The sequence below is a fragment of the Geobacillus thermopakistaniensis genome (genome assembly GCF_000498995.1).
Classification (GTDB): domain Bacteria; phylum Bacillota; class Bacilli; order Bacillales; family Anoxybacillaceae; genus Geobacillus; species Geobacillus thermoleovorans.
In genome coordinates this window covers 1-2,697 of the sequence record NZ_AYSF01000009.1, presented here as the reverse complement: position 1 = coordinate 2,697, position 2,697 = coordinate 1, and the positions used below count along the sequence as shown (strand labels likewise).

Sequence of the window (2,697 nt, the reverse complement as noted above, 5' to 3'; positions counted from 1 at the left end):
GCGGTCAAAAATCATTGGTGCAGCTTTGCAGTGCTCTAGCTCTCAAGCAAAACACCTCTCTGAGTGCGGAAGGGCTCAATCAACGGTTTAATGAAAAAGCGGTGAGTTTCCTCAAAGCGGTGTTTGAAAAACTGCTCATTCATCAGACTCAGGAAGCCCGTCACTTATGTCAAAGACATTCGCTGTTTCGCCGGATTCGCATTCTCGATTCCACGTCGTTTCAACTGCCTCCTGAAATCCGGGGGATTTACGAGGGATGTACGGGGCCTGGGGTGAAAATTCAGCTAGAATATGAATGGCTAGAAGGGAAGTTTCTCCATGCGGATGTCGAAGATGCCCGTCATCACGACGCCGCCTACGGAGCGTCCCTTCTATCGACCATCCAAGAGGGAGACCTTTGTTTGAAAGACTTAGGGCTATTTTTCGCTTGAGGGATTGCAAGCCATTCATGACGCCGGAGCCTTTTATATTTCCCGGCTCAAACACAATGTAGGGATTTACCAAAAAGAAGGAGACCGATTTCGAAAATGGGAACCAGAGGATTTCCTTGCGGTGCTGCAACCCGGAGAAACCATGGAACTGGAACATGCGTATGTCAGTGGAAAGAAAGTTCATCAACCGCGGCTCATTGTGTATCGGCTGACCGAAGAACAGGAGCGACAGAAGGAAGGACAATGGAAACAGAAGGCGAAACGAAAAGGGGCCGCGTACGTGACGCGACGCCCCCACTCAATATATGTATATATCACCAATATTCCAGCGATTTATACCTCTTTGCACGAAATTCATACGCTGTATTCTCTTCGCTGGCAAATTGAAGTGGTATTTAAGACATGGAAATCCCTGTTTCACATTCATCGATTCAAACCGATGAAAGGGGCTCGCTTTCAGTGCCACCTGTATGGAACGTTGATTGCCTTATTGATCAGCTCCACTGTCATGTTTAAAATGCGGGAATGGCTCTATCGAAAACAGAAAAAGGAATTGAGCGAATATAAGGCGATGAGTATGATCAAGGAGTTCGGTATGGATTTCTTTCAAGCCTTATGGTGTTCTGAGGCGTTAGTTGTCCAACTCCTTTTAAAACTGTGTGACATCATCGCTCAACACGGAAAAAAATCAAGGCGTTATACAAAAAAGAGCGCTTTAGACATTATCGAGAGTTTGGTCATCATGCCGGTGTCGTAAGAAATTCCCGCCTCATACCATGAAAAAAACCTTCTATAGGGAAGGTGTATTTGGCATGCCTATCTTTATATATTCTCACGGTCACAGCCTCCAAAGATGAAAAGTGAAGCCTTGGAGCTACTCGCTCCAAGGCTTCACTTGATGGCTATGGGGGATCTCTCCTTTCGAATGTTGGGTGACACTTTCATTCTACTGGAGATCCGCCAGCAAGGGCTATTTTTATGCTTGATCAAGTTNTCGAATGTTGGGTGACACTTTCATTCTACTGGAGATCCGCCAGCAAGGGCTATTTTTATGCTTGATCAAGTTTATCTAGCACCACGGGTTAAATATAATTTTCTAACAAACTCATCTAGTTGTTTAGTGTCTGTAATATTTTTGTTACAACGTTCGCTATCTAGGCATACATAATGACCAAAAGCTTTATAATATGAAGTTTGGTTATTGTGCTTTGAATTTGAGGATATTAAGACTAGTTCTTCAAAAGAATTACAGAATGCACAATACCCTTTTTTATTGCATAAAGTAATTCTTGATTGAAATCCTACAATTTTATTATTAAATTGATAAATAAAAAATTTCCTAAAGGAGCCTAAATCATTCCAACTTACATATGTTAATGGCTTATCTTCATTAAAAATATTCCTTGGTATATTTAACTTTTTTACATTTTTAAATAACTTTCTTAATTTAACCTCGCTTAAATAAGGAAAATGTTTAGTATAGTCATATATTCTTTTTATATACTCATCAAACTCCAGCTCAGTTTTTATTTTATTAATTTCAGACAAAAGCCTATATTGTTCTTCATTTAAATTACTAAATTGGGAAACCACCTTATTTAAAGACATTTCTCTTATGTTAGCTAATACATCATTATCAATGTTTTGGTTTATATTTTGCTTAAGCATTTCAACTTGCTTCTTAATAAAATTGTATTGGTGGTTTAGAATAAATTTTTCAAGCATAAAAATTTGCCTCCTAATCAAATAAGAGATTTAACAGTTAATAACTCTATTTAATAAAGGGATTAAATAGCGAAAAAGTATAAATAGTTTCCCGTAAGTTTACATATTTTTGCATAAATTATTTTAAGTTTGACACGGATCCTTACAAGCAGGATGTGCGAGCCAAGGAGCAAGGTATATCAGGGATCTAGCACCGGCTCAAACTACCAATCATGGTCGTTTTTCCGCATTAAATGATGGTAATTTAATTGTGTATTTACTTTGCAACTTTTTTATTACAAACTGTAGTTGAGCAAATTTACTAACATAAATTTACATCCAAACAAAAAAGGAGACATGAACCCGACTCCTTGGTTAAAATAGATGTGCTAACCAACCATTCACAAGGAGGTTCATGTCTCATGAATAGATTAGCACATCATCAAGGAATCCACAAGTTTTTCATGGCGTTGGAGTCAGTCAAGACTTTGTGGAGAACATTTTTTCGGTTCACTACGGGCGTTGTCAATCACTAGTTATCGAACCATTTTCAGGAATTAAT

General features: G+C 38.6%; 1 protein-coding gene and 1 pseudogene. One reads left to right on the top strand and one right to left on the bottom strand.

Going from position 1 to position 2,697, the window contains the following annotated elements; translation table 11 throughout:
* Positions 1-1,188 (top strand): annotated as a pseudogene (locus T260_RS01000000137795) (IS4 family transposase); the annotation flags it as partial.
* Between the two features lie 308 nt (positions 1,189-1,496).
* Here the strand turns inward: T260_RS01000000137795 and T260_RS136790 are convergent.
* Entirely contained in the window at positions 1,497-2,156 is a 660-nt protein-coding gene (locus T260_RS136790) for a FusB/FusC family EF-G-binding protein (RefSeq protein WP_012820650.1), read from the bottom strand.
* Between the last annotated feature and the right edge of the window lie 541 nt (positions 2,157-2,697).